We start from the raw sequence: 25,685 nt of genomic DNA, 5'->3' as shown, positions 1-25,685 counted from the left end.
GACCCGCCGTACCTCCCAGCCTCACGACGGCGCAGTCGCGTCTACCGCCACGAACTTGATGAGCGAGCCCACAGCGAACTGCTCGATGTGCTCGATGCCATCCCGGCCAAGGTCATGTTGTCGGGTTATGGCTCGCCGCTCTACGACCAACGTTTAGCCCACTGGAAACGGATCGAGTTCGACGTCGGCAGCCATGGCCTGCGCCACCGCGAAGTGCTCTGGCTGAACTACGAACCGCCGGCCGTTCCCTGTGACTTGCGCTTCATCGGCTCGACGTTCCGAGAACGCCAGCGCATCCGGCGCAAGCAGGAGCGCATGCAGGCCAAGATCCGCGATTTGCCCGCCTCGGAGCGCGCGCTCTTGATGCAGTGGCTGTCCGCCACCTATGGCGCAGGCGAGGGCAGTGCTGCATGAACGCCTCCGTTACCCGCTACCCGATCCTGCGGCAGCGCCAGATCTTCGAAATCGAGCTGCCATCACCGCAAATCGAAGTGCTGCCAGGGGTGCCTTGCGGTCGACCGGAGGAGTTCCTGTCGCCTGCCTACTGGGCCTATCAGGCCAGCGCGGCGGAAGAGTTGTGGGACGACGGGCACGGGCTGCAGGCCGACGCGTCGCTTTGGCAGCAGATTGCCTTCTGCCTGCTGGGAGGCCATGGCATCACCTTCGAGATGAATCGAATGGCGTTCGAGCACCTGATTGCCAGTGGCGTTTTCGGCAGCGGGGAAGTTCGTGCAGAAGACATCGAGGCCCTGCTGCTCGAGCCGCTGCAGGTCGAAGGGAAGGCTCGTCGGTATCGGTTCCCGCGCGTCAAAGCCAGGTTCCTGGCCGACGCTTATCGACGGCTGAACTCCGTGGCCAGTCCGGCCGAGCCGCGCGAGCTGCGGGACTGGCTACTCGGCTTCAAAGGGATCGGCCCGAAGACCGCGTCCTGGATCGTTCGCAACCACCTGGGCAGCGACGACGTCGCGATCCTCGACATCCATGTGCTGCGCGCGGGTCGGCTGATGGGGCTCTTCACGGCCGAAGACGATGTGGTGCGGCACTACGCATCGATGGAAAACCGTTTCCTGCGGCTGGCCCGCGGCTTGGGCGTCAAGGCCTCGCAACTGGACATCGTGATGTGGCGCCAGATGCGGCGCTCGCCCACAGCCGTTCGAGCAGCATGCGAGCGGGCCGGGATCGCCTTCAACGACTAGCCTGCAAGTCCATCAGGCCGAGCGCATTTAGGACGTCGAGGCGCTTGACGCAGCCTCGACAGGTGCCGCAGGCCAAGTGCGACACCTGGCAGGAATGGGACCACATCAAAATCTCGGGCGGCACGCCGGATGTTCTGACCAGTGCCTCCGTGCTCATGGCCTGCGCCGGCGCGGTGATGCGCGGTGCGTATTCCTGAGCGGCCACCAGCTGGTTGATCGACGCATAGAACGTTGGTGTCCCGTCGGCATGGAGCTCGTCGCCGGCCACGGTGCCAAGCATCAGTTCATCGGCTTGGCTGTTCACCAGGCGCATCAGCGCGAGGGTGATGAGCAACTGGTTGCGGAACGGCCACCACTCGGGCGACGGGCCGTCCAGTACCGGCCGGTCATCGACTAGCGAACCCCGCCCCAAGGCGGAGCAGTCGACCGTGATGACTTCCTGCTGCATGCCGAGCGCCTTGCAGACTTCAGCCGCCGCGGTCAGCTCGGCGCGCGCTGGACGTTGCCCATAGTCTATGGTCACGGCAATCTGAGGCCGCAGCCAGTAGGCGAGGGTGATCGAATCCAGGCCGCCCGAGAGCAGGATGGCTTTCATGTGCAGGCGGTTCCATAGGCCGCCCAGGCGGTCATGTACACCGCCGTCGCAAAGTCGGCCGTGACCTCCGCGCCGGAGCCACCGAGCATGGTCAGGTCACCGTCGTGGCCCGAGCGTGCAAAGCACACGACGGGCTTGCCGCTGCGGGTGGCGTATCCGATCTCGAAGAGGGTCCCCGGGTCGAGGTCTTCCAGCATCGCCACCATCACGTCGGCCTCGTTGAGCCCCTTCAGGTCCAGCTCCACGATCTCCTCTTTCGACCGACCGATTCCGACCTCGTGAAATGGCGAAAACACATCAAGGCCCACGTGGCCGAGTTCCCGCCTGGCTTCTTCGATCAGCCAACGCTGTGCCATGGTAAAGAAGGGGCCTGCGAGGTAGACCCGCGGCCGTGGTGCTAGCGGACGTCGAAGCGTCACCGGCACGAGCGCGGCCGCTTCGGTGGCCATGATGTCCTGGGTCGGAAAGCTCATCGAGCTGCAATAGAGGGCCGTGGCCCGCGACGCGAAGTCCGCGGCTTCCGGTGCCGGTCGACCTTGGGCCATCCAGGCCTGAGCGAAGGCGGCGGTGAACACGTCGCCCGATCCGATGGGGAAGACGGACGCGGTGCGATAGCTGGGGATGACGTTCAAGTGGCCGTCGGACACGACCCAGGCGCCGGCGGCGCCCGCCTTCACCACGGCCACTTTGGCGACCTTGCCCAGGTGGACAGCGCAAGCCTCAGGTCCAAACTGCGCCGTCAGCTGTTCGGCCTCGCCCAGGTTGCACACCACGGCCAACTCCTCGGCCCGAGATCCGTTGGCCGCGAACGGCGCCGGCGACACCGGGGTTTGCGGGTCGTACACGCACTGCCGGGCTTCCACGACGGCGTCACCCTCCAACATGCCGAAACGGATGACCTGGTCGCCCTTCACGTGGATGTGCCGGGTCGGATCTTCCAGGGGCTCGAAGGAGGGCACGTACTGCACCGGTGTGAGGGCGTGGAAATACTCGAACAACACTTCCGGTGCGCCTGTAGTGCAAAGCGCCTCGAAACCGAAGGCATCGGCCAGCGCCTTGCGACGGGAGGTGCTCGCCGCGTCCGCGAAGGTATGCAGGCGCGCTGGCACGCCCAGAGTTGCCAGGACGGCTGCAGCCCGGCCGCCGGACCCGAAGAACTGATGCCAGGCGGGATAGTGGCAAAGCTCTTCGTATGTTCCCCCAGCGACCTCGATCACGACGTCGGCTTTCCTGACTGCACCCAGATGACGCAGCGCGCACCGCTGATCTCGGTCACAACGCCGAAGAAGGGGTACCCCTTCTTCATGCAGTCGATGAGCTTGTCGAGGTCGTTTGCGAACAGGGTCCCAAGGAGCGCCCCGCGGAGCTTGACCTCGACGATGTCACGATTCCCGTGGCTGACCAGTTCCAAGGTAACGACGGACTCTTCCTTCACGAAGGCCATCGCTCTGGGCTGTTGCGAGGCCAGCAAGCCGTCGATGTTGACCGCCTCGCAATTGTTGAACTGGTCAGCGTTGCCCCCGCCACCGGGCCGGCTACCCTTGTTTTTTCCCATGGGCTCCCCTTTGCGCATCAAGTATGAAGCTGATGCCATCCAGGCTGCAAGGCAGCCACGCCATGTGCCGAAACAAGCGTACGGATGCGCTGCGCGAACCGCCGTCGGTTGCGCCGGGCTGCTGCGAAGTTAGCCACTTCGGCGCCAACCTGACACAAGGTTCACCAGTGGCCGAACAGTGTGGGCGATCGACGGTCAACCAAGTGGCACGAGGCTCCGCCTAGCCGAGGCGTGATGCAAGGTCTAAAACTCGCATCAAGCGCGCGGCCTGAAGCCTGAGCTGAGGCCTGCCGGAATAGCTGTATATTTATACAGACTATTCGGGCTGATGGTTCCCAATCCCGCGCTTTCGTCATAAACTTCGTCAATTCTTGAGCCGCTGGCTCCAATGGAATGGATGACGGAAGTACCGCAGTGACACAAGATTTTGACGAGATTTCATCAGACTTCGCCACATTGGCGCGCCTGGCATCTGCCCAGTCGTACGAAGACGTGCGCCTGTTGCTCGCTCGGTTGGTGCGCAAGTACCGAAGCCAGCATCCACAGCTCGCCGCACAACTCGACCAGAGCCTGAAAGCCACCCAAACGCGGGCGGCGGGCGCCTCGCCTTTGCGCCGTGAACTCACCGCTCCACCTGCGCATGCAGGAGACGCCCGACTTGAGCTGATCAAGGTCTTCGACGATCTCGGCGGCATGGAGCCGCCTCTTCTGCCGGCACAGCTGATGCAGCAGATCGAGGCCATCGTGCTGGAGCGCAAGCAACGCGATGCACTGCTCGCCCGGGGCATTTCGCCCACCCGATCCGCCATCCTCGTCGGGGAGCCCGGCTTGGGCAAGACACTCTCGGCGCGCTGGATCGCCCATCAGCTGAACAAGCCTCTTTGGGTGCTAGATCTCACCGCGGTCATGAGTAGCCTGCTGGGCAAGACCGGCAGCAATCTTCGCGCTGCACTGGACCACGCAAAAGCAAGCTCTGCTGTCCTGTTGTTGGACGAAGTCGACGCGATCGCTAAGCGACGCAGCGATGAATCCGACATCGGTGAACTCAAGCGCCTGGTCACCGTGATCCTGCAGGAGGTCGACCAATGGCCGGACACCGGCTTGCTCCTAGCTGCCACCAACCATCCCGAGCTGGTGGACCCGGCACTGTGGCGTCGCTTTGACGCCGTGTTGACCTTCACGGCACCGGAGGCGGCCACCACCGCCGTGGCGATTCGTCGGTACCTTGGCCAGGACCTACATGACCTCGAGTCCTGGGTGGAAACGCTTGCCGCCGGGTTGCAGGGCAAGTCCCTGTCGGACGTAGAGCGCACTGTTGCGTCCCTTCGACGCGCCCACGCGCTGAACCACACGCCACTCGAGGCCCTGGTACGCCAAGCAGTGGGCGAGGGCGCCGGCGAGCTCAGCAAAGCGCAGCGCCTCGAGCTCGCCGTGCAAATGGCCCGCACGGGGCAGCACACCCACCAGGAAATCAGCCGGCTGACCGGTGTGGCGCGCGACACGATTCGAAAGCATGCCGGGCCGTCGCCGCGGCGGGGAAGGGGGATGAAATAAATGGCTACCCGCTACATCATCGCCAAAGGTGAGTTGCTGACCTATCCGATCGGAGCGCCAAAGAAGGAGCCGGGTGAGAAGAACCACCCGTACACGCTCGCACAGGCGAAGGCAGCGCTGTTGCCCCAGATCGATGAGGCGACGCATGAGTTCGATCGCTTGCCGCCGCAGGCATGCCCAGGCGACATCGCAGTGGCGTTGGTGACGTTGCACCCGGCCTACCTTGCCAAGTCATATTTCCCAAGGCAGTTGCTGCAAACGGCGGGGCTTGAGTCGCTCGGCAGTCGCAGCGAGCGCATCCGACCGCGCCGAGTCACGCGCGCCAATGCACCGCCCGAGGCCGATACCACGCAGCTGTTTGTGGCAGGGCGTCGCTCGGCCATGCGCGCGTTCCGTGATTTCGCCGCGCACTTGACGGAGGGTTCGCGCGAGGCGGCGGAGTTTGCGCAGATCGAAGATTTTCAGGCGCTCACAGCGGACAACCGCGTCCGAGGCGCGGCCGACCTTGAACGCATTCCGAGCCGTCAAGGCGTGTTCGAGGTCGGGCTGCACGTGCCGTCGGTGGCAACCACGGATCGACTGCGTGAGGTGTTTGCCGCGTTCGCCAAGACCTGTGGCTTCGAGACTCAACCCGCACTTCCGCTTCGACGCCGGCAGGCTGCTGTTCGTGCCGGTCGAAGGCGACGCTGATCGGCTGCAAGAGCTCGCGCAGTTCTCTCTGATGCGTGTGGTGCGCCCAATGCCCAAGCTGCGCGCGGCTCGACCGATGCTGCGCACGAGCCCCGTGGCCGTACCGTTTCGGCTGCCCGAGGGCGATGTCCTCAGTCGCGAGCCACGGGTCGCCGTCTTGGATGGTGGGCTGCCGCAAACGCACATCCTCGACCGCTTCGTGCGGCGCTATTTCGAAGCCGACGAGGATGCTGATCCGGTCGACGAGTACCTGGCCCACGGCTTGGGCGTGACGTCCGCCTTGCTGTTCGGGCCGATTCCACCCGGTGGCCAGGCACCCCGGCCCTTTGCCGCGGTCGACCACCACCGTGTGCTCGACTCGGTGTCGGACACCGAGGACCCCTACGACCTGTACCGCACCCTCGGTCACATCGAAACCATCCTGATTTCGCGCACCTACCAGTTCGTCAACCTCAGCATGGGTCCTGACCTGTGCGTGGAAGATCACGAGGTGCACGCCTGGACGGCCGTGATCGACGAGATCTTGAGCGACGGCAACACGCTTCTGAGCGTGGCCGTGGGCAACAATGGCACCGCCGATGCGGCGGCCAGGCTCAACCGCATCCAGGTGCCCGCCGACTCGGTGAATGCGCTCGCTGTCGGGGCTGCTGACCGCAGCAGCGCCGGCTGGGAACGTGCCGACTACAGCGCCATTGGTCCGGGTCGCAGCCCGGGGCGACGCAAACCCGATGTCGTCGCGTTTGGGGGATCAGGGCACGAATACTTCCACGTGGTTGCCCCCGGAGCCCGCCCTGATTTGTCGGCGACGCTCGGCACGAGCTTCGCGGCGCCCCTGGCATTGCGAGCCGCCGTGGGCATCCGCGCAGTGCTCGGCAGTGACCTCTTTCCGCTGACGACGAAGGCGCTCCTGATCCACGGCTGCGAGGCGAGCGTTTTCGACGGGACCGAATCCGTCGGCTGGGGCAAAGTGCCCACCGACGTGATGGACCTGATCACAAGCGACGATGGCGCCGCCCGGATCATCTACCAAGGCGAGCTGCGCCCAGGAAAATTACTTCGAATGCCGGTTCCGTTGCCTCTCGCGCCGCTGGCAGGAATGGTGACGCTCACCGCGACGTTCTGCTACGCCTGCCCCGTGGACCCGCAAGATGCCAGTGCGTACACGAAAGCCGGACTGGCAATCACCTTCCGCCCGCATGCGGACAAGCGCAAGGACGGTGCGGCCCACGCCAACACCTACAGCTTCTTCCCGTCCAACGAGTGGCGGACCGAGGCGGAGCAGCGGGCCGACCTGAACAAATGGGAAACCGTGCTTCACTCGTCCCACACATTCCGCGGCTCGAGCTTGAAGGGGTCGGTGTTCGACGTCCACTACAACGCCAGAGACTCAGGCGCGCCTGCCACCGGCGCAGAACGCATTCCGTATGCGCTGGTGATCACCGTACATGCGCCTCGCCATCTCGACCTTCACCAGCAGATCCTCCAGGCCCATGCAGTGCTGGAAACGCTGCAACCGGCCGTCAATTTGCAACTCGACACCTGAGGTTGCCAAAAGCCAGCTCACACATGTTCGATGTTTCTGCTCTGACACCTGAAAGCATTTCAAGCCTGGACCTGGAGCGCCGTCTTGACGGTGTCGCGGCAAGGGAGTGCCATGCATACGCTATGGCGCTGACAAAGGCGCTGGACGAAGAGAACGATGAGGCGATCAAGTCCACGTTGCGCTTCGTGGTGCAAGTGCTGTCAATGGCGTTTCGGCCGTGGTCACCCAATGAGCCCTTCGGCGCGCTGTGGGAAATCGACGACCATCGGTCAATGATCCCGACGGATCTCCCGAAGGAGTGGCTGAAGTCTCTGACGCCGTGGGCTCTTGCACTGAACGACGCCGAGCTGCGTAGCCGCTTCCTCGACGTGATCTGGCTCCAGGCGCGCGACTTCAAGGCCGCTCAAGCTGCAATCGGCGCCTACGTTGAAGCTGCAGGACAACTCGGCGACGCGGAGGTTTCCGACGTCCTGGTCGCGCAGCGGTACGAGCGCGCGCTCCGCCTGGCAACCAGCCTTGGGCGAGGAGCCCTCGCGGAACGCGCGCAGGTTCTTCAAGCCGTCGACGCACTGCTGCTCAGCCCCGTACCGCCACATCAGCATGTGCTCTGGAAGTTGGTGCCGTTTCTCTTGGACAGCGGGCATGGGGAACCTGCGAGCTACGCCGCCGTGGCCGAAGGACTTGCCGCCCGACACCACAAAGAGGGGAAGTTCTGGATCGCCAAAGACCTGCACGAGCTCGCCGCGCGTTGCTACCAGGCGGCGAACGACGAGGTCAACCGAGAGTCCCAAAATCGTCTGGCTGCCGAGTCGTTGGTCAGTGAAGCAGAGGCCGCGCATCAACAAGGCAGAGGCGCTGCCGCGGCAAGCTCGATCCTCTCGCAAGCCGTGAACATGCTGCGTCAGGCAGGAGGCGGAAGAGACCGGATCGATGCTCTTCATAGCCGAGTGCTTGAACTGCAGAAGTCGTCGGTGGACGAGCTTCAGGGGTTTCGGGTCGAGCAAGACGCTTCGCAGCATGTTCAACGAGCCCTCGCGGCGATCGATGGCAAACCGATGCGCGACGCCATCATCACATTCGCGTTGATGAGCAAGCCGCCTTTGGTAACCGACCTGATATCAGCGGTCCACGAGAGGGCGAAAAAGGAAGTGCTGGGCTCGCTGGCGCCCATGGACATCATCAATGCCAGGGGTCAGGTCGTTGCGAAGCTACCCGCCCTCGAACCGGCATCCACAAACATCGAAGACGCGGGCTTGAGGGGACGGGTCTTCAGGCTGGCTGGCGAGCGCAGGAGCATGCTGGTTCAGGTTGTGATCAATCCGGTTCGGCGCCGAGTCGTGGAGCTACATGCCCCGACCCCACAGGACCTCCTCGCTCTGGTTTCGGCAAGCCCCTGGGTCCCTTCCGATCACACGAGCACCGTCGTGCGCGCCTTGATCGCTGGCTTCTATCTGGACATGGAAGTGGCCGCGACGCTCGTACCGATCCAGATAGAAGCTTTGGTGCGGCACGTTGTGAAGGCCCAAGGCGGTGCAACGACCATGCTGGACGCCGAACGCATTCAGCAGGAGAAGCCCTTGGGTCCACTTTTGGAAATGCCTGAGGCCGTCAAAGCGTTCGGTCAAGCCGGAATACTGGAGATGCAAGACCTACTGACGGAGGCGATAGGAAGCAACCTGCGCAACGAGGCCTCGCACGGCCTTTTGACTGACGAAGGGTGCTATTCGACCCAGCCTCTCTATGCGTGGTGGCTGTTGCTGCGCTATGCGTTGTTGCCCGGGCTTTTGCCTTGACTGCTCGAACATTTGGTGCAACAGGATAGTGTGGACGCTCCAAACTTCTAGCTGGCTCCAGCACTGCCTTATTGCAGCGCGTGACCTCGCGCCTCATCCCGACTACGTACATGTTGAAGTCACGCAACGGCCGGGAGGAAGTCATTCATCGGTTGCTTGCGGGCAACTAGACTGACTTGATCGTTGAGCGGAGGAGAGCAGAGATGGATGCGGCAATATCGAAGGGGAGTTGGCGTGGCCTGCGTGCGGGCATATGCGCCGTTGTTGGTCTATTGCTCGTTTGGTCGGTGGCGTCAGCACTCGTGGGAAACAGCCTCGACAAGCCGGCGCAGCAGGTTGTTTTTCAAGCGGCCGCCGTGCTGATCCTCTTGTCCCTGCACCACTACTTCAACAGCGACACGCCGATTAGCTCAACCGGCGCGTTAGGCAGGGCAGGGCGCATCGCCACGGCTGGAAGTCTCGGTGTCATCGCGATCCACGTCGTTGCATTCGCACATGCAATGTTTTTTGATGTGCCGGTAGAGCCCAAGATGATGGAGATCCGTGCCACCGAAGGCATTGGAGCTTGGTCTCGCTTGCTTCTGTCTGCCGTTGTGCTCGCACCAATTTGGGAAGAAGCTCTTCTTTCGTCGCTTCCTACTGGAATTGTTTCCTGTGCAGAGAAGTTGGCTTTGGGCGGCCTTTGGCGGGCTGGCGACCGCAGCCGCGTTCGCCGCCTTTCATTATTCGTACATGTACCCTTCAACGTTTGTGTTGCTTGGCGTACTTGGATTGATATTTGCTTGGGTGCGAATTCGCAGCGGCACTCTATGGGCGCCCATACTTCTCCACGCCGTGGCGGCGGTGACCGGCCTCCTACTCAACTTGCTGCGATAGACCCAGTGTCGGCCGTCCGAATAGCTTGAGGAAAAGCAGTCCGGGACGGATGCGCCGATTGATTTTTGGCCTAGCGCCGGGATCTGGCAGCGGCGATGGGTCTGACGACGAACGCAGAGCAATGTGAGCCTGATCCAGACCCACCCCCGTTTCCATCAACCAACCATAGCTGGCATCCACCATGGACCTGAAGAAGCAAACCCCTCAGCAAGCGGGCAAGGAGCTTGTGCACGCGGTTCGTCAAGCCGCCGGTGGACAGGGCGGCGACGTGATGGTTACTGCTGCAATCAATAGGCTAGAAACTTTCGTTCGGATCAGCGTCGAAGCCATCGAGGAACTGCAGCAAGAGCTTTCCAGGCTACGCGAAGAGGTCAGGCGCTCGAAGATGTAGTGAGGCACTGATCCTTCGCCATTTGGCTCGCTCGCCTTGACACTTCAGTTCCGGGTCTGCCAAGCCTCGATCTCACTCTGCTCGCCGCGGCAGGAATTTCGCGGACATCTGGTCCGGGGCGGCTGCCCATTGACGCCTCAGGGGCACAGAGCTGACACTGACAGCGTGGATCGCGAAGAAGAAGAGCCAATGCAGTTGGCCGAATAGCATTCCAAGCAGCACGAAGCTGCGCCCATCCATCTCACCAGGTCACGAGGCACAGAGGTGTCTTCGTGGATGTTCATGGGCGATAGGAGTGCTTCCATGGCAATCAACTTCGATGGTGCCCCGCTGCAGGTGCTGAACGCGGCGGAGGAATTCCGGCAGGTACTGAACCTGCTTCGAACCCTTGACCTACGGGATAAGACACGCGACCGTCTCGATGCGAGGTCCCGGTTGCTGTCCGAGCGGCTGCACTCGTTCGGGATTGACTCGAACCACCTGTTGCACGACCGGGAATGGGCACGCCGGCCAGTCGCGGGCGCAACCTTCTGGTCGCTCGGGAGTGAATCCCAGCCGCGTGGCAAGATGTTTCCGGGTTAGGCGGAACGCCATTCGTGGCCGAGGCCTGCGATCAGTTCTGATTCTTGCGACACAGGCAGTAGATGAACTTCTGAACGGTGCCAAACGGCGTGTGGTGCTCTTCACGTTCCTGCTCAAGTAGCGTGAACGGAGCACCGAACTGCGCATGAAGTCCGTCGGCGCTGTAGCGCATCACGGGCAGGCCACTGCATTTCTCTGGGCCATCCTCGGCGAACGTCGCCACGATGACGTGACCGCCTGGCTTGACCGCACGCAGCACCGCTTGGACGTAGGCTTCACGCTCTTCGGAGGTTGTCAGGAAATGGAACACCGCACCGTTCACACGTCGTCATGTCGACAACGCCAAGTGACGCGCACACGAGCCCTCCAAGCCAAGCTGAAGTGTGCACCCGTCGTGCTGGCGCGTGTTGCCTCGGCGGATCGACGCCGCTTTAGGCACTAGCCCGGTTTAGTCGGTGCGGAATCGGCCACCTGCCATGCTCATGGACTGCATGAATCTGGCCATGTTGTCGTCGCCCTGCTTACGGAGATCGAGGTATCTTGCAATCTCGACATGTGCTTTGGCGAGCGCACTTTCGGCGCGAGAACGGGAAACCATGATGGACAGCTCAGCCAAACTATTCACCAATGCCGCCGGACACCGAACTTCGTCGTCGAACGCGAGCATGCCAATGTCCAAGGGATTGGCGCCACGAAGTCTCGCGACCAGGGAAACGGCACTGTTCAATGCCTCATCACTGCCTTGATCGACGGCCACGACGTGGAAGCCTGGTGCGCTGACGTAAAGCAGTCCGGAATCCGGGTCACGATGCGGGTCCATGGGCTGATCCTTTACGCACTTCGATGCGCTCGTCGCTCGCTGGCGGAAGAGAAAAAGGGGCTTGATGGCCCGCTTCACGCGCGGTGCTGCCGTTGAACTCTTTGAACAATCGCTGGAGCGCGATTCCCCCTCACTGAACGCCTAGCGAGAAGCGCCAGTGTTTCGACGTACCGTGGCAGTCCGAATGCCTTGCAGCCGGAAATGTGACTGCAGATCGCCTGGGAAGTCCCTTGAGTTCTTCTTCCGGCCCGGCTTGCATTGCGAGCACAGGCCATGCAGGGTCACCTCATGGCTTTCCACGCTGTGCTGCCGGACCTTCGAGACATCCAGCTTGCACTCCTTCAGAACATAGGCTCGCTGGCACGATCTGCACAGAAAGTAGTGCCTGGGTCCGATGCGTGGCGCCTCGTAGCGCGCGACCTGACCGGGCAACATCACAAGGTCTATTTCGCCCGCTTCGAGCAAGAGCTTGAGCGTGCGGTAGACCGTCGAAATGCCTAGTTCGGGCACGTCCCGCTGTGCCTCGTCCAGGATCTCGTGAGGGTTGAGGGGGCGTCCAGCCGATTCGATCGCCATGCGGATAGCTCCGCGCTGACGTGTCGACCGCTCTTTGTGAAGGGCAGGGGAGATGGGCGTGTTCACGCCTTCATTGTCGCCGTGATCCGTCAAGTGCCCGCAGACGGGACTAAGCGATCAATTGCAGCAGCACGTCTCGCAAATGCAACGAGATTTGCGACACAACAGGGCGACTGAAGACTACTTTGGACCTAAAACGCCGACTGGCATTGACAGCGCTGTGCGCGCGCCTGTTTACTGGCAATCCACTCTAGCAACCAGTGAGGCTTTAGCGCTGAAACAAACCGGGTAAAGAGGAAGGCCGTTAGCGCGACCCCCTCTTTATTGACCCCGAATCGCCCCTTTTCGCAAAGAACGATGTGTGCAGATTAGGCGTCGCCCGACGCCGTGTCAACACAGCGGAGGGAGTCCTCCGCCCAAAGTTTACGAAATCGTAAGTTTCGCGCCACGTTGAGAACATTGCATCTCAGCGAACGCGAGAACACATGGTGCCAAAAGCGTCATGGGCCCTGTTCGCTCACGCGATGCATTACATGCGCCGCGGCGAACGGCATAAAAATTTGCATGAAGCACATCGAGGGTTTGGTCACCCCGGTTTGACAGCGCGACTCCTCCTTTCATTCGAGGATCGCAATGTCGAAGAAATCTCCCACGAAGTCGGCTGAGGCAAAGGCCGAAGCCAGAAGCTCGGAGAAGCAAGCGCGTCTAGGCACCCAGATGCGCGGAAGGCTCGCCGAAGCCTACGATGCCCGCGGACATTCCCGAGGGACGCTGAACTATCACTACAGCCCCAAGTGCCGACGTGACGTCGTGCTGATGGGGCATGCCGAGCTTGGCCACTTCCTCACGGTCGAGTACAACGCGCGGATCGTCGAGGTGGACTATGCCCCGCGGGACAAGGTCAAGGGAATCGCCGGCGATGAGCTGGGCGAGTTTATTCACGCGAGCATCAAGCTGCGTGATGGCACTAAGGTGTGGCGCCACATAAGCGCAGAGAACCCCGGTGACAAGCACGACGTCATCGAAGCGAACCTCAATCGCCTGATCGCCCACAAGACGCATCCCGACCTGCCGGATCGCTACGAGAAGTGGATATGGGAAGAGAACCGGCTCAAGCCGCAACTCATCCACAACAGCTTGCGAATGGTGTCGTGGCTCGCGCAAGCGAGGGAATGGCCGCTCCTCGAAGAGTCCAAGAAGATTCTGGCGCTGGTGGCCGCCAACGGGGAGATAGCAGCAAGCGATGTGATGGCCCTCGACTCCTCCCCAGCCCAGGCCCTTTATTTGGCTGCGATGAGCAAGCTGGTCTTGAGCGGTCAATTGGACAGCGACCTCACTCATCTGCCTCTGTCGCCCATTTCGCGCCTGTACAAGCTGGAAGGAGTCCGGCATGAGCAATAGCCGCATGAGCCGCCGCGCCACCTCCTTCAAGAGGATCCCGCTCGCCTCGAGGGATCAAAGCACGTGGCTAGCCGCCGACGAGATCCAAATCAGCGATAAGGACAAGGACCGCTTCCAGCGGTTCGTGCCGGCGATTCGCCATTACCTGGACACCGGCAAGCTGGCAGAGAGCGCCGAGCTGGCCGACTGCACCCGACAGACTCTCCTGGACCAGGTCGCGCGTTGCGTCACGCTCAGACCCGACGGCAAGCCGTATGGGTGGGCCGGACTGATCGCAAACCTCAGCGTGTCAACTGAAGAGCGACGGGAGCCGACGTCAGTGCCGAACGGGGATGCAAACAAGGCAGGCGCCGGCGCCTTCCAGAAGTTTCTGCAAGAGCACCCCAAGCTACGCGAGGTACTCCTCGAGCTGATTCGCAAGGGCGGCAAATGAGCAGCGGCTGCCCTAAACGCGGTACCACCAGCTTCAAGAGGATCCCGCTTGCCTTGAAGGATCACAGCACGTGGGAAGCGGCCGACAAGATCCAAATCAGCGATGAGGACAAGGACCGCTTCTGGCGGTTCGTGCCGGCGATTCGCCACTATCTGGACACCGGCAAGCTGGTAGAGAGCGCGAAGCTTGCCGACTGTGCCCGACAGACTCTTCTGGACCAGGTGACGCGGTGCGTCACGCTCAGACCCGATGGCAAGCCGTATGGGTGGGCTGGGCTGATCGCGAACCTCCGCGTGTCCACCTACACGCGACGCGCGCCGCTGCCAGTACCAAACGGCGACGCGAACAAGGGAGGTGCCGGCGCCTTCGAGAAGTTTCTGCAGGAGCACCCCAAGCTTCGCGAGGCACTTCACGATCTCATTCGCAAGGGTGGCGGCAGCGGCAGTGCGATCCCCTCCAAGCCGTCCTTCAAGGGCGTCGCTGCAGCGTTCCTCAAGCTTTGCTACACCATCGGCCACCTCACGGACAACGACTATCCGCTCAACTTCCCGGACAAGGCTCGCCAGTCTGTACGGCGATACGCCCGCAAGTTCCTGGCGCTCGACACCAAGGCGATCAGGGCCTGGTACGGAGAAACCGCAGCGGCCCAGCTGTCGTTGCAAACCGGCCATCACTCATTCGACTTCTTCTCGACCGTCTTCGACGTGGTCGGTGCCGACGCGCACAAGTTCGACTGTGTCGGCGTGTTGATGCTGCAGGGTCCCGTCGGACCACAGATCGTGCCCATCAAGCGCATCTGGTTCTACCCGGTCGTCGAACGCAAAAGCACGGCAGTCTGCGGCTACACCGTGTCCATCACCACGGAGATCTCCTCGGCGGTGGTGGAGGAGGCCGTTGTTGCCTGTTCCACTCGGTGGACGCCCAGGGCGATCCGCATCAAGGGGCTCAAATACATCGACGGAGCGGGTTTTCCGGTGGGCACGATCGAGGGCCTCACCGCGGTTCGCCCGTCCGTCGTGGTGTTCGACAACGCCGCGGTGCACTTCAGCACCCGAGTCACCGAGCGTATGCGCCGCTCGCTCGGTTGCATGGTCAGCTTCGGCGGTGTGGGCTCTTGGTGGAACAACGGCTTTGTCGAGCGCCTGTTCGGTAGTTTGGAGGCGCTTGGCATTCAGGCCTTGCCGTTTGGGACGGGCACCGGCCCGGGCGACCCCATGCGCAAGGATGCGGCCGCCCAGGCGATCAAGCACAAGGCGACTTGGGAGGAGTTGCTCGACTTCTTCGATGTGGCGGTCGCCAACTACAACGCCACGCCCAAGGCTTCGCTCGGCCATCAATCGCCGCTGGACGTCATCCGGCGTCACATGGAGACCCATCAGTGCCTTCCCCGCACAGCGCCGCCTGTCTCAGCCTTGTCGCCGGCACTCGGCATCACGGTGGAAAACCTGCGCGTGGCAGGGCGCCTCAAGCGCGGTAGCGCCGCCGGGGTGTACATCCAGATCGATCATGTGAAATACACGAACGACAACCTGAAGCGCCGCTTCGAGTCCGTCGGTCAGCACTGCAGCGTGCACATCCCCGAGAAGGACATGCGCACGGTGACGGCGTTTGCGCCTGACGGACAGTGCCTTGGCACCCTCACGGTGCTCGACAAGCGATGGGCGCAAACCCCGCACAGCCGCGACTTGCGGCGCACCATCATGCGGCTGGTCCATGCAGGCGAAATCCCGCTGGACGTGCAGTGCTACGTCTCGACCTACATGGAGCACCTGGCCGCGAAGGCCGCCGACGAGGCCCGCAGCCGGCCCAAGAGCGTCTCGCCGTCCGCCACGAAGCTTGCCGACACGGCTCGCCAGACCGGTGCGCCGCTCCCAGCGTTGCCAGCCCCAGCGCCTTCCACGCGCCCGCTGGACCGCGCCACGCGCGCCTCGCTACCCGGCTATATCAAGCCTCCGGCTTGGTGAACTCGACTCAACCCCACCTGATCCACATGACCTCCAAGCAATCCGCACACCCCGCCATGACCGACGCCAACGTGCCCGATTCCGACACCGCTGATCTCGATTACGTCCAGTCCACACCCTCGACAGAACCCAAGACGCAAGGCCCGTCCCGTGCGTCGCTGCGTAAGTCCGCCCTTGATGAAGGGCCTGAGCGCGACCGCTGGTACGCCAAGCACCCCTTCACCAACAACGAACTGCAAATCGCAACACCACAGGTCAAAGCGGTCTACGACAGGATCGTCACCGCGATCATTCACCGAACGCCTGGGACGGTGTTCGTCGGCGAATGGCGAGCCGGCAAGACTTTCGCTACCGAGATGGTTGTGAGACAGCTGGCCAACACGTTCCCGGAGCTTCCCACCGGCCTGGTGGTGGCGCGAGGCTCAAAGACGCCGTCCCGCGGAGGATGGACGACGATGGTCCTTAATGGGCTCAAGCACGCCGGCTCCGGTTCCGGCCGGGTCGCCAAGCTCGAGGATCGGCTCGTGAAGACGCTGGCAGCAATGGCCAAGCGCACCGATAGCAAAGCCTTCCTGCTTTTCATCGATGAGGGGCAGGAATGGCATGAGGAGGAATACGCCTACCTGCGTGATGCGATCAACCTCCTGCGCTCCGATGAACATATCACCCTCATCACCGTCATCTTTGCCTCCGAGGCCATCCAGGCCGTGAAGGACAAGTTCCTGTCCGACCGCCGCGGGGACCTTGTCATGCGATTCATGCGCACCTTGAACCGCTTCGACGGAATTTCGTCGGAAGCCGAAATGGCGGAGATCTTCGCGGCGCTCGACGATCCGTTGAAGCACAGCTTTCCTGAAGGAAGCGGGCTTGCCACCTCGGAGTTCTACGCACCAGGGCCGTTTCGCGATGGCTGGCGACTGGCGCACCATGCCAAGATCGCTTGGGGTGCTTTCTCGTCGGTGGCATCACGCCATCGCAAGACCGTGACAAGCCTGGGCATGACCTGGGTCATGGCTGCGGTTCAGCACGTGCTCTTCACCGCTGCCGCAGACCCGCAACGACTGCTGACCCATGCCGAAGATCTGGGCGGCGGGCGTGCACCTGTCGGAGTTCGAAGACTTTGTGCTGGTCAGCTGAGGGAGCCGCGAAGATGGACCTACCTCTTCAAGACGGCGCGACATCGGCCGTCGGCGGACGCAACGAGCGCAAGGGCCGAAACGGTCAGCCTGGCGCCTTGTTCACCCCTCTCGAATCGGGCCTCGTCGGCTGCGAGCGATGGACGCATGCGCTGGAAGGGCCCTTTACCCGCCTAGCCAAGCTCACGCTGATCAACGTGATGCCTCCGTCCGAACTTTGCCCGCTGCTCTTCGGGCGGCGCCTTCGAACCAGCCATGCGCGGCGTGTGCACGGCAACAGCCTGCTGGACACCTCCTGGGTCGCCCACAACGCACCTCCGCTTGGCATGTCACTGGTGGAAGCCTCGCTCGATCGCGCGACGGCCAAGTGGTATCAGCTTGTCGCATCCGACCAGCGTCTGCGGTTCTGTCAGGAATGCGCAGACGTGGGCTTCCAGAGCGCCCTGCATCAGATCGACGCACTGGCGTGTTGCCCGCTGCATGGAAGCCGACTCCTCGACGCCTGCCATCAATGCGCAGCACCCACCCCTCGCTACGCGCTCACGCCAGAGGGCTTCGAGCGTCCCATGTGCTGCAACACCTGTGGTCGGCCGTACGGCAAGGCCTGGGAATGGGGGCTGAACCTGGAACGGTGCGCGTCTCCGATCGACGATGGGCCATTTCGCGCGCTGTGGTCACAGCTGCAGCGATGCGACAACTTGGATATCAGCTGGCCCGAGGTCAGCCGCTGGCACCAAGATCCACGTTCGCCGGAGCCGGAGCGCGACTTGCGTGCGGCTGTGTTCCGCACCCTCTCTCAGGTGGCTCCAACCGGCGATGAATCGTCGGCACCGAGCGTGGGTCAACCGTCAACGTGTCCACCTGTCGAGGTGCGTCACTACCCGTGCGAACTCCCGAACCCGAGGGAAGAGTACATCTCGACTGAGGACGTGCAGGAGCGCGTCGCCGTCTACAAGTCGATTCGCCGTCGATTCACCCGTTTGCATGGTCTGCATCACGAGCTGGAGACGCTCGATCCATCCGAGACGTTCTACAGCGACTGGAACACCGACGCGAAGGTCCCCGTCACGAGTGCATCTCCGGCGGAGCTTCATGCTCTGGTGCTATGGCGGCATCGCTTCGAAGAACAGTTCGTCGCGGAAGCGCTTGAGCGGAGCTGGAGATCCCTCGATCGTGCGAAGAGCAGTTTGAAACTGCGCAAACGTTTGCTTTGCTGGCCCTTGGATTGGCGAGTTGATGCGCGCACTTGGGGTCACTTCGTGCATGCGTGCCTGGTGGAGGACCTGTGGACGGCTCGGCGCTGGCAAGCCTGCACGTCGTCCCTCGGCGACCCGCTCTCCAGTGCCACAGCCCGAGACGATGCGGCGAAGGCACGTCGTGCGACGTATCTCGAGCACTTCACGACCTGGCAGGCACGCATGAGCATCAAGCTGCAAGCCTGGCCTCAAAGCGTCACGCACCTGCTCTTGCGGCCGGAACACAACTCCGAGTGCAGCGGCGATCTTCGGCTGGTGGTGGCGCGAGTGATCCGAAACGAACGGGAGGTCGAGGCCGATGAAGCCGTCTAAAACTCCAACTCCCGATCCGGAGGCGGCCGAACAACTGAAGAAGTGGACCGGCATCGCGCCGCTCGAGCGCTTCGTCTTCCCACCGGGCCTGGACGGTCGCAATGGCAAGTACCGCTGCGAAGAGCCATGCCGTGTCACCGTGCAGACCGATCTCGAGGCGATCGAGCAATGGATCCACCATGACACGGAAAGCCTCGCGACGATCAAGGGCCGCCGCTCCGCAGCGGAGAAGCTGCTCAACTGGTCAGTGTTCCAGATGAAGAAGCCCGTCTCCTCGCTCGAGCGCTACGAGCTAGACGAGTTCGCCCGCTTCCTGTTAGCGCCGATTCCCTACGCCACCTGGGTGACCAGGCTGTCGCCTGAGCGCAGCTCGTCCGACTGGCGCCCGTTCAGGGGACCCCTGAGCATTCCGAGCCTCTACGCCACGATGGCCCATGTGGCATCGCTCGCGTCCTGGATGCGGTTACAGCGTTATGCCGACCTCCTTGTGGGCAGCTACTGGGACGACCGGAACTACCGCATTGCGGGCTCCGCCTCGAAAGCGCAACGCTCTCAGGTGAGAGAGTCGGCAGAACCCATCACGCTCGATGAATGGGTCTGGGTACGGCGAGCCATGGCAGAGATGGATGAGCGTCCTGACGGTTTGAGAGGCCGCCTGGTGGTCGAATTGCTGTACTACGGCGGGCTCTTCGTGCAGGAACTGATTGAACTCGATGAGGCCGATGTGGAGCAGCCAAGTCGAGTCTGCCCGTGCTGGTACTTGAATGTCTGCGGACGGAGTAACGCGCGTGGCGGTTCGATGTTCTTCTTGCCGCCTCCTCTGGCCCAAACCTTGGAAGCGTGGCTCAAGGCCAAGCAGAAAACCGTCGGTCGCCGCCTCTTCGTCGGTTCCCGGGTTGAGCAAGGATGGCGCGTCGCTGGTCGGGTGCACAGCCGACGAAGCACTGCGGCATGCCCGCGCCGTCTTGCGCCTCGCCTCTCGCAAGGCTCTGGACGCGGGCAAGACAAGCGTCGGTCGCTTGTTGCAAGAACGCACGGTGCCGTCTTTCAGGCTTGCCTTCGAGCGTCACTGTCGTCGCGCGCCGGAAGACTATCAAGCGTGGAAGCTGACAAGCAATCTCGGGTACCAGACTGACTTGTTGGGCGCGATGAACCTGACGTACAAGCGGCGCAGCCTCTGGGACTGGTCGCTGGCGGAGCACTTGTGGGCGCCTTTGCCCTGATGGGCGTCGTATGGGGCGACCGAAGGGCTTCAGCGAGATCTCGGCAGACGGCGCACGCTTTTGTGATCGCGAGCGCCCGATGTGGGGAGGGGGCGGGTCGGCCGAGCGTGCGATGCACCACGTGTACCACGCTCTGCAGCGACACATCAGCCGCCACGTGGTGCCGCAGGCGAACGCCCGGATCGCCAGGCTCATCGCGCTGCAGGACCCCAGCGCGTTAGGGCAGCAGATCGCAAAGTGCCAGAAAGATCGGCTCGCCTGGGCGTTTCTCCTGTGGTTGTGCTCGATAGAGCCCAACGTCTTGCAACGTCGTTGGGGCAAGCGTGCCGGTCTTCCACAGCGCGGCAGCTTCGCCAGGCAGTCCATCCACCTGGACTTTGGTCAATTGCTGCACCACCTGCCCGTCAGCATCGACCGCGAAGCGAAGTCGAAGGGGCAGGCCCAGTGGCTCCAGTGGCACGCCGCCGAGACGGTCCTGCTCGATCTATGGGGAAGGGCGGTCAGCGCCGCAGAAGACATGGCGGCATGTGGGTTTGCCACCAGGGAATCGCGCATCGAGGCGGACCCACCGATCCTGAGAGGGCAGGTGAGGGCAGACGGCTCTGCCACGTTTCGCAGGCCCACTGGCTCCGTGCCGGGGAGGTTGCCGCCCGCACCACGCTCGAGCAAACATGTGCGTCGGGAGCGGCAGGCGAAGAAACAGTCGGGCCGGTCCGACTCCCTCAAAGCCGTCGCTCGCGGCCCCTGCCTCAGATTCTCTTGGGAGAACGGGTGGCAAGTCATGGACGCCGCAAAGCCACACCGTGGTTTGGATAGTCAGGACATTCGACGGTTTCGCTTGTTCGAGAAGGGCAGACCGCACGCCTACCTGATCAGGACCGCAGAGGGGTTTGTCGGTCGGCTTGCTGCGCCGAGCATAGAAGTGGTCGACACGACCGCCTGGAAGGCAATAGACCTGCTGCGGACGGCCTACCGCCGGCACTGTGAGCAGTTTGCACCGCGCCAGGCGGAGACCGCCTCGCGATGATGTTCAGCTGTGTCGACTTGAGATGGAGCGGCTGGTCCGCACCGAGCTACGACGAAGCCGCATCGCCCTGGAAAGCCTGCCAGAGCGAGCTGGTGGTGAACCACTGGGGAAGTTCGTCGCTATGCAGCGTCAGCTCCTCACCATCCGTGATCTCGGCAAGCCAGACGTGGCGATCCCCCGAGTTGTCGAAGATGTAGGCACGGTTCGTGGCGGCCACAGCGTCTTCCAAGAGTGCGATCGACTCGTAGTAGCGCTTCCTGATCTTCTCCTCACACACCGGGTGCCCGTCCAGTTCCACCCGTTGCTTGACCCGAGCCACATTGATAGCCGGATCGTCTGTCGCGATGAAGTAGAGGTAGGTTCTATAGCCGGACGCTTGAGCCTTGCGCAAGAGCCTACCTTGCTCGCATGAGACATCACGCTTTCGAAGGTGAACGTCATCCTCAGCTCGAGCAGTTCTTGGCGAATGAAATCCGTCGTGGCGGCTGGGAGGTATGAGTTGACCTTCCCGGGGTCCACGAACAAGGTGGTTCCCTCCACCTTGATCGCGCCTTCCAAGGCTTGCAGCCTTGTAGCGTTCATCAACGGCGAAGCTTGAAGACTTGGCCACCAGCGTTTGGCCTGTTCCTCGCCAAGCTGATACCTTGCAATGTCATACGAGCCGGTGCGCTTCCAAGCTCGCTCCAGGTCATCTGCGTTGACGTAGACGCCCAGTTGACTCCGGGTCAGTACTTCGACCACAGTGCTTTTGCCGGAGCCGTTCGGCCCAGCAAATAGCCGCAAGCGCGGCTGATCAGGAGACGTCACTTGGCTCGGCGCTTGAGCACCAAGCCCTTTTTGACCAAAGTCGGCTTAGGCAAGGGCGCGAGGGTCCGAACAGTCCCATCGGCGCTGGCTTCGACGATTTGCCCATTCAGGCTTCGCACAACCTTTCCAAGGCGATTCATGGCTCGGTTATGCGCGTGCCAACCAGCCTCTGCAGCCACCTTCGGGATGTCGTCGCCAGACATCTTGGACTCGCTGAACTCGGGGTACTTCATAAGCTCCCTTTCAGGAGGGCTCGCCGGAAAACCCGGACGATAGCGAACGAACATTAGCGGACTAATGTTAACCAGTATTCGTAACAAGTGTTGCGTTGACGGAATTCGCCCATGTACGAACTTGTGTGGTCCACAAGGGCTAAGCGTACGGGGTACCCGTGGATCGGTTCAGGCTGCCCAAAAAAAGCGATGGCCAGCCTGAACCTTGTGCAGCTGATCCTGGATTAACTAACTGATCAGAAGCTTGCGACCGGAGTAGTCATCCGGGACATCATCCTGCGACTTCGATGGCGCTAGGAGCCTCATTGCGACGCAAAGGAGCGACCCAAAAAAACTGCGTGCCGTTTGCGCAGTGCATAGATAGGATCTGCTCTTAGCAGACGTGCATCTGTGGTTCAGTTGGTTGGTTAGGCCGTAGCGAAGCAGGATTCAAGTCAGAAGTCTGGTCCGCCTGACCCAGGCACAAGAGTCCGACTCATGGTTCATGCGACAACACTGGGCGACCGGGGTGCAAGCTCAAATGCAGAGAAGGTGCGTGCAATCACAAAACAGTGACCAACGAAAAGTCTGGAAGTTGTTGTCGCAAATCGGCTCAAACGTTATGGAGCTTTATGTCGTCCAACTCTCGCGCGCGTTCCGTTCGCGCGCCACCGCAACGATGGCTTGCACGCCCGCCAGGTCGGTGTCGCACTGGCTAACGTAGAAAACGCGTTTGAGTTGCATCGGCGGCTCGAGGGTGGCTCATGGGGTGGCGGCGAGCATAGTGTCTCCGCTGTTCAACGCGCGAGTGCATTAGTTTACATAATATACATTGTGGCGCCAGCCTCCTTACATCCGCACCTCTTTCACGCTCAGTCCGCGCCGGCTATTTCCAACTGGAAGGACAGTCCCCGTTCCCCTTGATCTTGCTCCGGTCGGCACCAGGCGGGATCTTTACGGCCATCTGCGTTTTCGGATCGCGGCAGAGGCCGCGCGTATAGGTGAGGTATTTGTAGTTGGACTTGCCGCCATCTGTTGAAAGCTTGCGGTCTTGCTCCTGGGCCGTCGTGATGTCCATCAGGAGGCTGCTCAGCGCTCCGAGGCCCTTGAACTCGGTACCGCATGGCCGGCTTTCGCAGGGTCGGCGATGAGGGCCGTGTTCTCCGTTCGTTGCACTTGCATTGACGCAACGAAACCGGCTCGGAGTTTTCAGGGCACATCGCCGTGCCGATGCTTTCCTGACTGAAGGTCTGATCTCCGTCCTTCAATGTGCACCCGATATGACCGCGTCCGGTATCTCTGGCTGTGACGTTCCCGAGGGCCTGTTCGCCCAAGCAGCGCATGCTGCCTCCGGAGAAGCATGGCCGGCGAAGCTCAAAGGAGTGATTGCGACCGCCGCCATGGACGTGAAAAGAAGCGCCGTCAGCGCCAGCGAACGAATGAGCTTCATGCGGGCCGCTGTGGCCTGCGTCGGGGCCGGAGCATCCGCGTTGATTGCGCGACAGCCCCAGGGGGTTCGCAGCGCAAGCTGTCAACGCTTACAGGTTGACGCAAACAGGGGCCGCACGATACCTTGGCGCCCCTCTCGTCCCCTCGTCACTACAGGCACATCGACAAAGGCGTCCATGTCGAGCGCGTCACCTCTCCCGTTCCACCCTGACCCCGGGGGCAGCGCCGCAAGCCGCCGCCTTCAGACGCTCGCCTACGAACTCACCGTTGCCGAGGCGCGCGAACGTCAGCGCATCGCCCATGTGCTGCACGACGAGATCGGCCAGCTGCTGGCGATGGCGCAGATGCGCCTTGGCGAGCTGGGGCACAGCCTGGTCGCCGAGCCGGCTCAGGCCGACGTGGTGAACGAGATCCGCTCACTGCTCTACCAGGCCGCGCAGGCCACGCGCGCCACCACCTTCGAGCTGCACCCGGCCGTGCTGCGCCAGCTGGGCCTCGCCGCCGCGATCGAAAGCCTGGTGCAGCGCATGCAGCGCATCTCGCGCATGCGGGTGCACCTGTCGTGCGAGCCTGCGCCGGCGCCGTCGACCTCCGCATTGCCGCAGGCCGTGTGCTCCGTGCTGCTGCGTACCGTGCGCGAGCTGGTGCTCAATGCCCAGAAGCACGCGCAGGCCGTCAACCTGTGGATCACGATGGACCAGCCGGCCGGCGAGCTGCGCATCAGCGTGGTCGACGACGGCGTGGGCTTCGACGTCGACGCCGTCACCGGCCGCTTCAGCCCCGAGGGTGGCTTCGGACTGGTGAGCATCGAGGCGCAGATGCAGTCGATCGGCGGCACGCTGTCGATCGAGTCGGTGACCGGCCTCGGCACCGAGGCGGTGCTGAGCCTGCCGCTGGCCGAGGCGCCGGTGCCGGTCTATCCGCGCCCGCGGGCCGACGTGCCCTCCGAACCCCACGCCTGACGAGCCCCACCATGAGCATCCGCATCGTTCTCGCAGACGATCACCGCATCGTGCGCGACGGCCTGGGCGCCCTGTTGCGCCGCGAGCCCGGCTTCGAACTCGTGGGCGAAGCCGAAGACGGCCTCGCCGCCGTGCGCCTGGCCTGCGATCTCAAGCCCGACGTGCTGGTGACCGACCTCGCCATGCCCGGGCTCAACGGCATCGAGGCGATCCGCCGTGTGCGCACCGAAGCGCCTTCGGTGCAGGTGCTGTGCCTGTCGGTGCACGACGAAGACCGCATGGTGCTCGCCGGCATCGACGCCGGTGCGGCAGGCTACGTGCTGAAGGATTCGTCGTTCGACGACCTCGCCCACGCCATTCGCAAGGTGATGGCGAAACAGATCTACCTGAGCCCGGCGCTGGTGGGCGTGTTCGTCGAAGGCTACCGCTCGCGCGGGGCGAGCGTAGCCGGCAGCGCCCATTCGCAGCTCACAGCGCGCGAGCGCGAGATCGTGCAGCTCTTCTCCGAAGGCCACTCCACCAGCCAGATCGCCGAGCAGCTGCACCTGAGCACCAAGACGGTGGCCACCCACCGCGAGAACGTGCTGCACAAGCTGCACATCGAAAGCATCGCCGAGTTTCCACCCGCTATGCCATCCGCGAGGGACTGAATCCGCTTGAAGCGCCCTGCCGCACGAGCCTCGCACACGCGACGCAGAAGCCGCCCCGCCGCGCCAAGGCCCACCCGGCCACCTGACCCCGCTCAGACCGCGGGCAGCGCAGAGTCCGTCTTTCCCGACGGCGCTTTCAGCATTTGACGGATGGGCGCGGGTTTGCCCGCGCTTGAAGATGCCGGGCGCCGAACCCCGCACTTCGCATGACCCTTCGCATCGCCCTCGTCGACGACCACGCTGCGATGCGTGGCGCGCTGCAGCGGCTGCTTGAGCGGCAGCCCGGCTGGTCGGTGGTCGTGCAGGCCGACGGCGGCCACGCCGCTGTGCGCGCCATCGCCGCTTGCGCCCCGCAGCCGCCCGACGTGGTGCTGCTCGACATGGAGCTGCGCGATCTGGATGGCCTCTCGGTCGCCGCCCTGCTGCTGGCACGCTGGCCGCGCCTGCGCATCCTCATGCTCTCGTGGCACGACGACCTGCCGCTGGTGCGCGCAGCCGCCGAGGCGGGCTGCCACGGCTATGTGCTGAAGGACGACCCACCGGCGGAGCTGATCCACGCCGTCGGCGAGGTCGCCGCAGGCCGGCATCACCTCAGCACCACACTGCGCCGCGCTCAGACTTCCGGCGACCCAATCTCCGTTTTCTGCTGATTAACGCCGCCGCCACGCGCCGCTAACGTGGC

The 25,685-nt window shown here is 62.9% G+C and carries 28 protein-coding genes; 19 read left to right on the top strand and 9 right to left on the bottom strand.

The genetic code is table 11. The features are described from left to right. Positions 1 to 87 precede the first annotated feature (87 nt). Entirely contained in the window at positions 88 to 414 is a 327-nt protein-coding gene (locus LRS03_RS04480; RefSeq protein ID WP_257824087.1) for a hypothetical protein, read from the top strand. After that, complete coding sequence (locus LRS03_RS04475) at positions 411 to 1,196, top strand: 8-oxoguanine DNA glycosylase (RefSeq protein ID WP_257824085.1); 786 nt, start codon at positions 411 to 413, stop codon at positions 1,194 to 1,196. Before LRS03_RS04480 ends, LRS03_RS04475 begins: the two co-directional genes overlap by 4 nt. Here the strand turns inward: LRS03_RS04475 and LRS03_RS04470 are convergent. From LRS03_RS04470 to LRS03_RS04460, 3 genes are read right to left on the bottom strand one after another with little or no spacing between them, the layout of a single operon-like run. Then, positions 1,186 to 1,791, bottom strand: a complete 606-nt coding sequence (locus LRS03_RS04470) for a 7-cyano-7-deazaguanine synthase (RefSeq protein ID WP_257824083.1) — start codon at positions 1,789 to 1,791, stop codon at positions 1,186 to 1,188. The genes LRS03_RS04475 and LRS03_RS04470 overlap by 11 nt on opposite strands. Then, entirely contained in the window at positions 1,788 to 3,008 is a 1,221-nt protein-coding gene (locus LRS03_RS04465; protein WP_257824082.1) for a PfkB family carbohydrate kinase, read from the bottom strand. Before LRS03_RS04465 ends, LRS03_RS04470 begins: the two co-directional genes overlap by 4 nt. After that, positions 3,005 to 3,346, bottom strand: coding sequence for a hypothetical protein (locus tag LRS03_RS04460; RefSeq protein ID WP_257824080.1), 342 nt, complete (start codon positions 3,344 to 3,346; stop codon positions 3,005 to 3,007). The genes LRS03_RS04465 and LRS03_RS04460 overlap by 4 nt, the downstream gene beginning before the upstream one ends. A 393-nt stretch (positions 3,347 to 3,739) precedes the next feature. Between LRS03_RS04460 and LRS03_RS04455 the strand changes: the two genes are divergently transcribed. The 7 genes from LRS03_RS04455 (at position 3,740) to LRS03_RS04425 (ending at position 10,775) form a co-directional block, all read left to right on the top strand. Next, entirely contained in the window at positions 3,740 to 4,900 is a 1,161-nt protein-coding gene (locus LRS03_RS04455; RefSeq protein WP_257824079.1) for an AAA family ATPase, read from the top strand. Next, a complete protein-coding gene (locus tag LRS03_RS04450) occupies positions 4,901 to 5,590 on the top strand; it encodes a hypothetical protein (protein ID WP_257824078.1) in 690 nt (229 codons plus the stop codon). Next, positions 5,514 to 7,133, top strand: a complete 1,620-nt coding sequence (locus tag LRS03_RS04445; protein WP_257824077.1) for a S8 family peptidase — start codon at positions 5,514 to 5,516, stop codon at positions 7,131 to 7,133. Before LRS03_RS04450 ends, LRS03_RS04445 begins: the two co-directional genes overlap by 77 nt. Positions 7,134 to 7,156: 23 nt before the next feature. Next, complete coding sequence (locus LRS03_RS04440; RefSeq protein WP_257824076.1) at positions 7,157 to 8,926, top strand: DUF4209 domain-containing protein; 1,770 nt, start codon at positions 7,157 to 7,159, stop codon at positions 8,924 to 8,926. 302 nt (positions 8,927 to 9,228) lie between these two features. Continuing rightward, a complete protein-coding gene (locus LRS03_RS27010; RefSeq protein ID WP_257824075.1) occupies positions 9,229 to 9,831 on the top strand; it encodes a hypothetical protein in 603 nt (200 codons plus the stop codon). A gap of 152 nt (positions 9,832 to 9,983) precedes the next feature. Beyond that, positions 9,984 to 10,193, top strand: a complete 210-nt coding sequence (locus LRS03_RS04430) for a hypothetical protein (protein WP_257824074.1) — start codon at positions 9,984 to 9,986, stop codon at positions 10,191 to 10,193. Positions 10,194 to 10,496: 303 nt separating this feature from the next. Continuing rightward, positions 10,497 to 10,775, top strand: a complete 279-nt coding sequence (locus LRS03_RS04425; RefSeq protein WP_257824073.1) for a hypothetical protein — start codon at positions 10,497 to 10,499, stop codon at positions 10,773 to 10,775. Positions 10,776 to 10,806: 31 nt separating this feature from the next. Here LRS03_RS04425 and LRS03_RS04420 read toward each other — a convergent pair whose 3' ends face one another. From LRS03_RS04420 to LRS03_RS04410, 3 genes are all read right to left on the bottom strand, one after another. Then, positions 10,807 to 11,097, bottom strand: a complete 291-nt coding sequence (locus LRS03_RS04420; protein WP_257824072.1) for a hypothetical protein — start codon at positions 11,095 to 11,097, stop codon at positions 10,807 to 10,809. A gap of 126 nt (positions 11,098 to 11,223) precedes the next feature. Beyond that, complete coding sequence (locus LRS03_RS04415) at positions 11,224 to 11,595, bottom strand: hypothetical protein (RefSeq protein ID WP_257824071.1); 372 nt, start codon at positions 11,593 to 11,595, stop codon at positions 11,224 to 11,226. 141 nt (positions 11,596 to 11,736) lie between these two features. Continuing rightward, positions 11,737 to 12,237 carry a Fur family transcriptional regulator gene (locus LRS03_RS04410; RefSeq protein WP_257824070.1) on the bottom strand — a complete coding sequence of 167 codons (501 nt, stop codon included), beginning with the start codon at positions 12,235 to 12,237 and terminating at the stop codon, positions 11,737 to 11,739. A 567-nt stretch (positions 12,238 to 12,804) separates the two neighbouring features. Here LRS03_RS04410 and LRS03_RS04405 point away from each other — a divergent pair. The 7 genes from LRS03_RS04405 to LRS03_RS04375 all read left to right on the top strand — a co-directional run bounded on the left by LRS03_RS04405 (position 12,805) and on the right by LRS03_RS04375 (position 20,923). Continuing rightward, positions 12,805 to 13,572 carry a hypothetical protein gene (locus LRS03_RS04405; protein WP_257824069.1) on the top strand — a complete coding sequence of 256 codons (768 nt, stop codon included), beginning with the start codon at positions 12,805 to 12,807 and terminating at the stop codon, positions 13,570 to 13,572. Next, entirely contained in the window at positions 13,562 to 14,005 is a 444-nt protein-coding gene (locus LRS03_RS04400; protein WP_257824068.1) for a hypothetical protein, read from the top strand. Before LRS03_RS04405 ends, LRS03_RS04400 begins: the two co-directional genes overlap by 11 nt. After that, positions 14,002 to 15,969, top strand: coding sequence for a hypothetical protein (locus LRS03_RS04395; protein WP_257824067.1), 1,968 nt, complete (start codon positions 14,002 to 14,004; stop codon positions 15,967 to 15,969). The genes LRS03_RS04400 and LRS03_RS04395 overlap by 4 nt, the downstream gene beginning before the upstream one ends. A gap of 26 nt (positions 15,970 to 15,995) precedes the next feature. Then, the gene (locus tag LRS03_RS04390) at positions 15,996 to 17,282 is read left to right on the top strand and encodes an ATP-binding protein (RefSeq protein WP_257824066.1); all 1,287 of its coding nucleotides are present in this window, start codon (positions 15,996 to 15,998) and stop codon (positions 17,280 to 17,282) included. Next, positions 17,204 to 18,673: a hypothetical protein gene (locus tag LRS03_RS04385; RefSeq protein WP_257824063.1), complete on the top strand. Its 1,470-nt coding sequence runs from the start codon at positions 17,204 to 17,206 to the stop codon at positions 18,671 to 18,673. Before LRS03_RS04390 ends, LRS03_RS04385 begins: the two co-directional genes overlap by 79 nt. After that, the gene (locus LRS03_RS04380; RefSeq protein ID WP_257824062.1) at positions 18,660 to 19,808 is read left to right on the top strand and encodes a site-specific integrase; all 1,149 of its coding nucleotides are present in this window, start codon (positions 18,660 to 18,662) and stop codon (positions 19,806 to 19,808) included. The genes LRS03_RS04385 and LRS03_RS04380 overlap by 14 nt, the downstream gene beginning before the upstream one ends. Before the next feature lie 200 nt (positions 19,809 to 20,008). After that, entirely contained in the window at positions 20,009 to 20,923 is a 915-nt protein-coding gene (locus tag LRS03_RS04375) for a hypothetical protein (protein ID WP_257824060.1), read from the top strand. A 46-nt stretch (positions 20,924 to 20,969) separates the two neighbouring features. Here the strand turns inward: LRS03_RS04375 and LRS03_RS04370 are convergent, their stop codons facing one another. From LRS03_RS04370 to LRS03_RS04360, 3 genes are all read right to left on the bottom strand, one after another. Next, complete coding sequence (locus LRS03_RS04370; RefSeq protein WP_257824058.1) at positions 20,970 to 21,314, bottom strand: hypothetical protein; 345 nt, start codon at positions 21,312 to 21,314, stop codon at positions 20,970 to 20,972. Positions 21,315 to 21,726: 412 nt separating this feature from the next. After that, positions 21,727 to 21,963, bottom strand: coding sequence for a hypothetical protein (locus tag LRS03_RS04365; protein WP_257824057.1), 237 nt, complete (start codon positions 21,961 to 21,963; stop codon positions 21,727 to 21,729). 865 nt (positions 21,964 to 22,828) lie between these two features. Further along, on the bottom strand, positions 22,829 to 23,020 hold the full coding sequence (locus tag LRS03_RS04360; protein ID WP_257824056.1) for a hypothetical protein: 192 nt from the start codon (positions 23,018 to 23,020) through the stop codon (positions 22,829 to 22,831). 547 nt (positions 23,021 to 23,567) lie between these two features. Here LRS03_RS04360 and LRS03_RS04355 point away from each other — a divergent pair. The 3 genes from LRS03_RS04355 to LRS03_RS04345 all read left to right on the top strand — a co-directional run bounded on the left by LRS03_RS04355 (position 23,568) and on the right by LRS03_RS04345 (position 25,653). Further along, entirely contained in the window at positions 23,568 to 24,353 is a 786-nt protein-coding gene (locus LRS03_RS04355) for a sensor histidine kinase (protein ID WP_257824055.1), read from the top strand. An 11-nt stretch (positions 24,354 to 24,364) separates the two neighbouring features. After that, on the top strand, positions 24,365 to 25,003 hold the full coding sequence (locus tag LRS03_RS04350; RefSeq protein WP_257824053.1) for a response regulator: 639 nt from the start codon (positions 24,365 to 24,367) through the stop codon (positions 25,001 to 25,003). A gap of 206 nt (positions 25,004 to 25,209) precedes the next feature. Beyond that, positions 25,210 to 25,653, top strand: coding sequence for a response regulator (locus LRS03_RS04345; protein WP_257824051.1), 444 nt, complete (start codon positions 25,210 to 25,212; stop codon positions 25,651 to 25,653). Positions 25,654 to 25,685 lie beyond the last annotated feature (32 nt).

This window comes from Rhizobacter sp. J219 (assembly GCF_024700055.1).
GTDB lineage: Bacteria > Pseudomonadota > Gammaproteobacteria > Burkholderiales > Burkholderiaceae_C > Rhizobacter.
This window is presented reverse-complemented; position numbering and strand designations above follow the sequence as displayed.

Coding starts and splice junctions, on each gene's coding strand:
- LRS03_RS04375 (WP_257824060.1), top strand. CDS start 20,009: ATGCACCACGTGTACCACGCTCTGCAGCGACACATCAGCCGCCACGTG.
- LRS03_RS04450 (WP_257824078.1), top strand. CDS start 4,901: ATGGCTACCCGCTACATCATCGCCAAAGGTGAGTTGCTGACCTATCCG.
- LRS03_RS04345 (WP_257824051.1), top strand. CDS start 25,210: ATGACCCTTCGCATCGCCCTCGTCGACGACCACGCTGCGATGCGTGGC.
- LRS03_RS04440 (WP_257824076.1), top strand. CDS start 7,157: ATGTTCGATGTTTCTGCTCTGACACCTGAAAGCATTTCAAGCCTGGAC.
- LRS03_RS04380 (WP_257824062.1), top strand. CDS start 18,660: ATGAAGCCGTCTAAAACTCCAACTCCCGATCCGGAGGCGGCCGAACAA.
- LRS03_RS04395 (WP_257824067.1), top strand. CDS start 14,002: ATGAGCAGCGGCTGCCCTAAACGCGGTACCACCAGCTTCAAGAGGATC.
- LRS03_RS04350 (WP_257824053.1), top strand. CDS start 24,365: ATGAGCATCCGCATCGTTCTCGCAGACGATCACCGCATCGTGCGCGAC.
- LRS03_RS04460 (WP_257824080.1), bottom strand. CDS start 3,346: ATGGGAAAAAACAAGGGTAGCCGGCCCGGTGGCGGGGGCAACGCTGAC.
- LRS03_RS04400 (WP_257824068.1), top strand. CDS start 13,562: ATGAGCAATAGCCGCATGAGCCGCCGCGCCACCTCCTTCAAGAGGATC.
- LRS03_RS04430 (WP_257824074.1), top strand. CDS start 9,984: ATGGACCTGAAGAAGCAAACCCCTCAGCAAGCGGGCAAGGAGCTTGTG.
- LRS03_RS04355 (WP_257824055.1), top strand. CDS start 23,568: ATGTCGAGCGCGTCACCTCTCCCGTTCCACCCTGACCCCGGGGGCAGC.
- LRS03_RS04360 (WP_257824056.1), bottom strand. CDS start 23,020: ATGGACATCACGACGGCCCAGGAGCAAGACCGCAAGCTTTCAACAGAT.
- LRS03_RS04470 (WP_257824083.1), bottom strand. CDS start 1,791: ATGAAAGCCATCCTGCTCTCGGGCGGCCTGGATTCGATCACCCTCGCC.
- LRS03_RS04365 (WP_257824057.1), bottom strand. CDS start 21,963: ATGAAGTACCCCGAGTTCAGCGAGTCCAAGATGTCTGGCGACGACATC.
- LRS03_RS04415 (WP_257824071.1), bottom strand. CDS start 11,595: ATGGACCCGCATCGTGACCCGGATTCCGGACTGCTTTACGTCAGCGCA.
- LRS03_RS04405 (WP_257824069.1), top strand. CDS start 12,805: ATGTCGAAGAAATCTCCCACGAAGTCGGCTGAGGCAAAGGCCGAAGCC.
- LRS03_RS04475 (WP_257824085.1), top strand. CDS start 411: ATGAACGCCTCCGTTACCCGCTACCCGATCCTGCGGCAGCGCCAGATC.
- LRS03_RS04425 (WP_257824073.1), top strand. CDS start 10,497: ATGGCAATCAACTTCGATGGTGCCCCGCTGCAGGTGCTGAACGCGGCG.
- LRS03_RS04455 (WP_257824079.1), top strand. CDS start 3,740: ATGGATGACGGAAGTACCGCAGTGACACAAGATTTTGACGAGATTTCA.
- LRS03_RS04390 (WP_257824066.1), top strand. CDS start 15,996: ATGACCTCCAAGCAATCCGCACACCCCGCCATGACCGACGCCAACGTG.